The sequence below is a fragment of the Agromyces binzhouensis genome, from assembly GCF_004135055.1.
Classification (GTDB): Bacteria; Actinomycetota; Actinomycetes; order Actinomycetales; family Microbacteriaceae; genus Agromyces; species Agromyces binzhouensis.
On the sequence record NZ_SDPL01000125.1, the window covers coordinates 1 to 7,411 of the forward strand.

Annotated in this window: 8 protein-coding genes; 1 reads left to right on the forward strand and 7 read right to left on the reverse strand. The window is 71.2% G+C overall.

The annotated features are described in order from the left end of the window. A partial coding sequence (locus ESO86_RS08040; protein WP_129234433.1) for a DUF3515 family protein occupies positions 1-452 on the forward strand: 452 nt, incomplete at its 5' end. A gap of 39 nt (positions 453-491) precedes the next feature. Here ESO86_RS08040 and ESO86_RS08045 read toward each other — a convergent pair. From ESO86_RS08045 to ESO86_RS08075, 7 genes are all read right to left on the reverse strand, one after another. Further along, positions 492-1,592, reverse strand: coding sequence for a D-alanine--D-alanine ligase family protein (locus tag ESO86_RS08045; RefSeq protein ID WP_129234434.1), 1,101 nt, complete (start codon positions 1,590-1,592; stop codon positions 492-494). Further along, on the reverse strand, positions 1,492-2,628 hold the full coding sequence (locus ESO86_RS08050) for an NAD(P)H-dependent glycerol-3-phosphate dehydrogenase (protein ID WP_129234435.1): 1,137 nt from the start codon (positions 2,626-2,628) through the stop codon (positions 1,492-1,494). The genes ESO86_RS08045 and ESO86_RS08050 overlap by 101 nt, the downstream gene beginning before the upstream one ends. Continuing rightward, positions 2,621-3,397 carry a lysophospholipid acyltransferase family protein gene (locus ESO86_RS08055; RefSeq protein ID WP_242492274.1) on the reverse strand — a complete coding sequence of 259 codons (777 nt, stop codon included), beginning with the start codon at positions 3,395-3,397 and terminating at the stop codon, positions 2,621-2,623. The genes ESO86_RS08050 and ESO86_RS08055 overlap by 8 nt, the downstream gene beginning before the upstream one ends. A 7-nt stretch (positions 3,398-3,404) precedes the next feature. Continuing rightward, positions 3,405-4,775, reverse strand: a complete 1,371-nt coding sequence (gene murA / locus ESO86_RS08060; RefSeq protein ID WP_129234436.1) for a UDP-N-acetylglucosamine 1-carboxyvinyltransferase — start codon at positions 4,773-4,775, stop codon at positions 3,405-3,407. Then, positions 4,776-5,393: a 3-isopropylmalate dehydratase small subunit gene (leuD, locus tag ESO86_RS08065; protein ID WP_129234439.1), complete on the reverse strand. Its 618-nt coding sequence runs from the start codon at positions 5,391-5,393 to the stop codon at positions 4,776-4,778. 2 nt (positions 5,394-5,395) lie between these two features. Next, positions 5,396-6,874 (reverse strand): 3-isopropylmalate dehydratase large subunit, encoded by a 1,479-nt coding sequence (gene leuC / locus ESO86_RS08070; RefSeq protein WP_129234437.1) that lies wholly within the window; start codon positions 6,872-6,874, stop codon positions 5,396-5,398. 121 nt (positions 6,875-6,995) lie between these two features. After that, the coding region (locus ESO86_RS08075; protein WP_165307495.1) for an FHA domain-containing protein at positions 6,996-7,411 on the reverse strand (416 nt) is incomplete at its 5' end.

The following is a 7,411-nucleotide window of genomic DNA, read 5'->3' on the forward strand; positions in this document are numbered from 1 at the left end:
TGCCGCTCCTCGCCGCCTGCAGCCAACCGGTCCCCTTCGATCCGGCACCGGATGCCGCGGACGCCGACTGCGCGTCCGTCGTCGTCCGCCTCCCCGACCGGGTCGCCGGGCTCGACGCCCGCGAGACCACCGCGCAGGGCACGGGCGCCTGGGGCTCGCCGGCGTCGGTGCTGCTCCGATGCGGGGTCGAGCCGCCCGGGCCGACGACCCTGCGCTGCGTGAGCGTCGACGACGTCGACTGGATCATCGACGAGTCCGACGCGCCGACCTACCGCTTCGTGACCTACGGGCGCACGCCCGCCGTCGAGGTCGTCGTCGACAACGACACGGTCGCCGGTTCCACGGCCATCGCCGACCTCTCGGGTGCGGTCGCGGCGATCCCCGCCGACGGTGCGTGCACCGACCTCGAGGACCTCGCTCCCGCGACCGACGGGGCGGCCGACGCAGGCTGACCCGGTCGCGCCGTCCGTTCGGGGCCGCGGCGACCCGCCTCAGCCGACGCGGACGCCCCGCGCGAGCCCGACCCGGATGAGCTCGTCGATCAGCTCCGGGTAGCTCACGCCCGACTCCTCCCAGCACCGCGGGAACATCGAGATCGGCGTGAAGCCCGGCATCGTGTTCAGCTCGTTGACGACGAACCCCTCCTCGGTGAGGAAGAAGTCCACGCGCGCGAGCCCCTCGGCGCCGATCGCCTCGAACGCCCGGATCGCGAGGTCGCGCATCTCGTCGAGCCGGCCGTCGCCGAGGTCGGCCGGACACACGAGGTCGACGCCGGGCGCGTCGAGGTACTTCGCCGCGAAGTCGTAGAACCCGTCGCCCGTGAGCACGATCTCGCCGGCGACCGACGCGCGCGGCGGCTCGCCGGGCGCACCGCCGAGCACGCCGATCTCGACCTCGCGGCCGATCACCGCGGACTCGACGAGCACGGTGTCATCCTCGGCGAACGCGACCTCGAGCGCCGCGTCGAGCTCGGCTCCGTCGGAGACCTTGCTCACGCCGACGCTCGAGCCGGCCCGGGCCGGCTTCACGAACTGCGGCAGGCCCAGCGACGCCGCGTCCGCGCGAACGGCGGCAGGGTCGTCCGCCCACTCCCTCGCGGTCACGGTGCGCCACGGCGCGACCGGGATGCCGGCGGCGGCGAGTGCGGTCTTCGTGAAGTGCTTGTGCATGCCGAGTGCGCTCGCGAGCACGCCCGAGCCCACGTAGGGCAGGCCGAGCAGCTCGAACTGGCCCTGGATCGTGCCGTCCTCGCCGAAGGGACCATGCAGGATCGGGAAGACGAGGTCGACCTCGCCGAGCGAGGCCTCCTCGCCGCTCGCGGTCACGACGCGGAGCTCGCGGGATGCCGCCGACTCGGGCCAGCGCACGCGCGTGCCGTTGTCGTGCACCTCGGGCAGGTGCTCGGGGTCGAGCGCGAACCGCTCGGGGTCGTCGGCCTCCAGCACGAACGCGCCGTCGCGCGTGATCCCGACCGGGATCAGCTCGTAGCGGTCACGGTCGATCGCCCGGAGCACCCCCGCCGCCGTGGCGCAGCTGATCGAATGCTCGCTGGAGCGCCCGCCGAAGAGCAGAACCACCCTGAGCTTGTCCATCCATCGTCCTTTCGCCCTGCGGCTCGTCGTCGGTCGTGAGGTGCGGCGCGATGTCCCTCGGCTCGAGCGTCCCGGCCAGCACCTGCCGGACCTGCTCGACGATGGGCATCTCGACGCCCTTGGCGCGCGCCAGTTCGAGGATCGGACCGACGGACGCGAGCCCCTCGGTGGTCTGCTGCATCTGGTTGACGACCTCGGGCAGCTTGTAGCCCTGGCCGAGCAGGCGCCCGGCGGTGTTGTTGCGCGACAGCGGCGACTGGCAGGTCGCGATGAGGTCGCCGAGGCCCGCGAGGCCGGACAGCGTGTCGGGGTGCGCGCCGTACGCGACCGCGAAGTCGGTCATCTCGACGAGGCCGCGCGTGATGATCGACGCCTTCGTGTTCTCGCCGTACCCGGCGCCGTCGACGATGCCGATCGCGACCGCGATGAGGTTCTTCAGGACCCCGCCGAACTCGGTGCCGATGACGTCGGTGTTCACGAACGAGTGGAAGTAGCGATTGCGCGAGACGGATGCCACGGACTGCGCGGTCTCGAGGCTCGAAGACGACACGACGGCCGCCGTCGGCTGCTCCCGGGCGATCTCGAGCGCGAGGTTCGGGCCGGAGATCACCGCGATCTTCGACTCGGCGATCGGGAGCACCTCGGCGATGACCTCGCTCATGCGATGGCCCGTCGACTTCTCGACGCCCTTCATGAGCGAGACGATCGTCGCCTGGGCGTGCAGGTGCGGCTCGGCCGCGATCAGGTTCTGGCGGAGGGTCTGGCTCGGCACGCTGATGTAGACCTGCTCGGCGCCCGCGAGGGCGAGGTCGAGCCGGCTCGTCGCACGGAGCCCGATCGGAAGGTTGATGCCGGCGAGGTAGTCGCTGTTGCGCTTGGCCTCCTGGATCTCGCGCGCGAGTTCGGGACGCCGGGCCCACAGCATGACGTCGGCCCCGCCGTCGGCGAGGATCTTCGCGAACGTCGTGCCCCAGCTGCCCGCCCCGAGCACGGCGACGCGCTTGCCGGGCACGCGGCGCCCCGCTCCCCTAGCCATCGAGGCGCCCCGTCTCCTTCTGCCCGTGCTTGGTCGGGTCCCAGCGCTCCGCGGGCGGCGGCTGGTCGCGCAGTTCGCCGACGAGTGCGGCGATCGCGTTCATCAGGTCGTTCGTGGCGGCGAGCAGGGTCGCCTGGTCGAGCGGCTTCCCCTCGTAGGCCGACAGGTCGAGCGGCTCGCCGATGATCACGTCGACGGTCTTCCGCGGGAAGAAGCTCACCTTCTTCGCGTACCGGGGCATGATCTGCTGCGTGCCCCAGTGGGCCGCCGGGATCACCGGGATGCCGCGCTCGAGCGCGATGCGCACCGCGCCGGTCTTGCCGCGCATCGGCCACAGGTCGGGATCGCGCGTCAGCGAGCCCTCCGGGTAGACGATGACCATCCGCCCCTTCTCGACGAGTTCCTCGGCCGCGCGGATCGCCGCGTGGCTGCTGCTGCCGGCCCGCTCGACGGGGATCTGGCCCGACCTGCGGAGGAACCACCCGGCGACGGGGATCTTGAACAGCGAGGCCTTCGCCAGGAAGCGGGGCAGGCGCCCGAGGTGCCACGAGGCGACGCCCATCACGATCGGGTCGATCTCGCTGTAGTGGTTGGGCGACAGGACGAAGGCGCCGGCCTGCGGCATCCGCTCCGGGTGGTGGAAGCGGTACTTCACGCCCAGGCTCCAGATCGGGAGGACCAGCACGGCCAGCACCCAGAAGAACGACGGTCGGCGCTTCTCGGCGCCGGGCTTCACTGCGGGCACGACGGCGGGGTCACGATGGGGCACTGACCCATTATCCTTCGAGCGCGAAGTCCGCTCCGAGCAGCTCCAGCTTCATGATGAAGTTCTCGTAGCCGCGCGCGATGATCCCGACGTTCGAGACGGTCGAGCGGCCCTCGGCGGTCAGCGCCGCGATGAGGTGGCTGAACCCGCCGCGCAGGTCGGGGACCTCGATGTCGGCACCGCGGAGCTGCGAGGGACCGGAGATCACTGCGGAGTGCTTGAAGTTGCGCTGTCCGAACCGGCACGGGCGCCCGCCCAGGCATTCCTTGTGCACGTCGATCGACGCGCCCATCTCGACGAGCGCGTCGACGAAGCCGAAGCGCTGCTCGTAGACGGTCTCGTGCACGATCGAGACGCCCTTGGCCTTGGTGAGCGCCACGACGAGCGGCTGCTGCCAGTCGGTCATGAAGCCCGGGTGCACGTCCGTCTCGATGATGACGTGCTTGAGGTCCCCGCCGGGGTGGTAGAAGCGGATGCCGTCGTCCTCGATCTCGAACGCGCCGCCGACCTTGCGGAAGACGTTGAGGAACGTCAGCATCTCGGGCTGGCGGGCGCCGCCGACGAAGATGTCGCCCTCCGTCGCGAGTGCGGCCGCGGCCCAGCTCGCCGCCTCGTTCCGGTCGAACAGCGCGCGGTGCGTGTAGCCCTGCAGGCGCTCGACGCCCTCGATGCGGATCACCCGGTCGGTGTCGACCGTGATGATGGCGCCCATCTTCTGCAGGATGTTGATGAGGTCCATGATCTCGGGCTCGATGGCCGCGCCCGACAGCTCGGTGATGCCGTCGGCGAGCACCGCGGTGAGGAGGACCTGCTCGGTCGCCCCGACGCTCGGGTACGGCAGCGAGACCTTCGCGCCCTTCAGCCCGGTCGGTGCGGACATGCGGATGCCGCTCGGCAGCTTCTCGACGATCGCGCCGAAGTTGCGCAGGACCTCGAGGTGGTAGTCGATCGGCCGGTCGCCGATGCGGCAGCCGCCGAGGTCGGGGATGAACGCCTCGCCGAGTCGGTGCAGCAGCGGACCGCAGAACAGGATCGGGATCCGGCTCGAGCCCGCGTGCGCGTCGATGTCGGCCATGTGCGCCGACTCGACCGCCGACGGGTCGAGGATGAGCTCGTCGGGCTCGGCGCCCTCGGTGACGGTCACCCCGTGCACCTCGAGGAGGCCGCGCACGATGCGCACGTCGCTGATGTTCGGGACGTCCTTCAGGACGCTCGGCGTGTCGCCGAGGATCGCCGCGACCATCGCCTTCGTGACGAGGTTCTTGGCCCCCTTCAGCTCGATCCGACCACGAAGCGGCTTGCCCCCGTTGATCGTGATGCGATCGACCTGGAGGCCGACCGCCGTGCCGTGCTGCTTCGCGTCATCCACGAGTGTGTTCACTCAGTTCCCTGTCTCTGCCGGCTCCCTGATGGGGAGCGTCGTCGGCCGCCATCCCGCCCGAGTCGCCTCGAAGTCGGAGATGGCCTGCTCGTCCCGGAGGGTGAGCCCGATGTCGTCGAGCCCCTCGAGCAGCCTCCACCGAGTGTAGTCATCGATATCGAAGGCGACTGTGAGGCTCCCGATGCTCACCGTACGCTCAACCAGATCGACGGTCGCCGCTATTCCCGGCTGGGCCTCGATGGCCTCCCACAGCCGCTCGATGTCCTCGTAGGCCACCTGGGCCGCGAGCAGCCCCTGCTTCCCCGAGTTGCCGCGGAAGATGTCGCCGAAGCGGCTCGAGACGACCACCTTGAAGCCGTAGTCGCGGAGCGCCCACACGGCGTGCTCACGGCTCGAGCCCGTGCCGAAGTCGGGACCGGCGATCAGGATCTCGGCGCCCGCGAAGGCCGGCCGGTTGAGCACGAATTCCGGGTCCTGCCGCCACGCGGAGAACAGGGCGTCCTCGAACCCGGTCTTGGTCACGCGCTTCAGGAACACGGCCGGGATGATCTGGTCGGTGTCGACGTTCGAGCGGCGGAGCGGGACGGCGACGCCGGTGACGGTGCTGAACTTCTCCATGGTCACTTGCCGCCCTTCGCGCCCGCGCCGACCGGTTCGGCGGCGGAATCCTGTTCGAGGTCCCACGGGCTCGACAGCGTGCCCCGCACCGCGGTGGCCGCCGCGACGAGCGGCGAGACCAGGTGGGTGCGGCCGCCCTTGCCCTGGCGGCCCTCGAAGTTGCGGTTCGACGTCGACGCGCAGCGCTCGCCCGGGGCGAGCTGGTCGGGGTTCATGCCGAGGCACATCGAGCAGCCCGCGAAGCGCCACTCGGCGCCGAACGCCTCGAACACCTTGTCGAGCCCCTCGGCCTCGGCCTCGAGCCGCACGCGCGCCGAGCCGGGCACGACCATGACGCGCACGCCCTCGGCCTTGGTGCGGCCCTCGATGATCGACGCGAACGCGCGGAGGTCCTCGATGCGGCTGTTCGTGCACGAGCCCATGAAGACCGCGTCGACCGGGATCTGCTTCAGCGGCGTGCCCGGCTCGAGGTCCATGTACTCGAGCGCGCGCTCCGCGGCGGCCCGCTCGTGCTGGTCCTCGATCGCGGCCGGGTCGGGCACGGACTCGCTGAGCGAGACGCCCTGCCCGGGGTTCGTTCCCCAGGTGACGAAGGGCTCGAGCTCATCGGCGTCGATGAACACCTCGGCGTCGAAGACCGCGCCCCCGTCGGTCGGCAGCGTCTTCCAGTACTCGACCGCCGCGTCCCAGTCCTCGCCCTGCGGCGCGTGCGCGCGGCCCTTCAGGTACTCGAACGTGGTCTCGTCGGGCGCGACCATGCCGGCTCGGGCACCCGCCTCGATGGACATGTTGCAGATCGTCATGCGGCCGTCCATGGACAGCGCGCGGATGGCGCTGCCGCGGTACTCGAGCACGTAGCCCTGGCCGCCGCCCGTGCCGATCTTCGCGATCACCGCGAGGATGACGTCCTTCGCCGTGACGCCGGGCCGGAGCGTGCCCTCGACCGTGATCGCCATGGTCTTGAACGGCTTCAGCGGGAGCGTCTGGGTGGCGAGGACGTGCTCGACCTCGCTGGTGCCGATGCCGAACGCCATCGCGCCGAAGGCGCCGTGCGTCGAGGTGTGGCTGTCGCCGCAGACGACCGTGATGCCGGGCTGGGTCAGCCCGAGCTGCGGGCCCACGACGTGGACGATGCCCTGCTCCTTGTCGCCCAGCGAGTGCAGGCGGATGCCGAACTCCGCGGCGTTGCGGCGCAGCGTCTCGATCTGCGTGCGACTCGTCGGGTCGGCGATCGGCTTGTCGATGTCGAGCGTCGGGGTGTTGTGGTCCTCGGTCGCGATCGTGAGGTCGGGGCGGCGGACGGGGCGACCGGCCATGCGGAGCCCGTCGAACGCCTGGGGGCTCGTCACCTCGTGCACGAGGTGGAGGTCGATGTAGATGAGGTCGGGCGTGCCGGCCTCGCCCTTGGCGACCAGGTGGGCGTCCCACACCTTCTCGGCCAGGGTGCGCGGACGTGCCGGGTTCGAGGTGCTGTCGTTCATGCGGTTCGTCTTCCTTCGGGAGAGTGGTCGGCCGTCGACGGACTCCGCGGCGGGGAAGGCCTCAGAACCGGGCCCCGCCGCGGCACGGAAGGAGAAGTCGCCGAGCACGCATGCCGACAGATTACACCGAGTCGGCGGGGGCCCGTTCCACGAGGAAGGCGACGTCGCCGAGCAGGATGACCGCGTCGAGCGGCACCTCGGCGGGCACCCCCGACTCGAGGTCGGCGGGCTCCGACCCCTCCGGCCAGACGCGCACGCCGTTCGTGGAGTCGAGGTCTGTCACGATGAGCCGGTCGTCCCGCACCTCGAGGAGGGCGTGCGTCTTCGACATCGAACGGGTGTGGTCGGGGATCGCCACGACCGTCGCGCCCTGGAGCCAGGCCGGCGGCTTCGGGTCGCGGCCGGCCACCACGCGATCGGGGACGGAGAACTCGATCCCGTCGGCGCTCCGAAGGTGCCACGGGCCCGTCGCGGCGGGCGGATCGGGCGGGTCGGCCGCGTTCGGTGCCGCACCTCGCTCCGAGGCCGGCGCGGGGG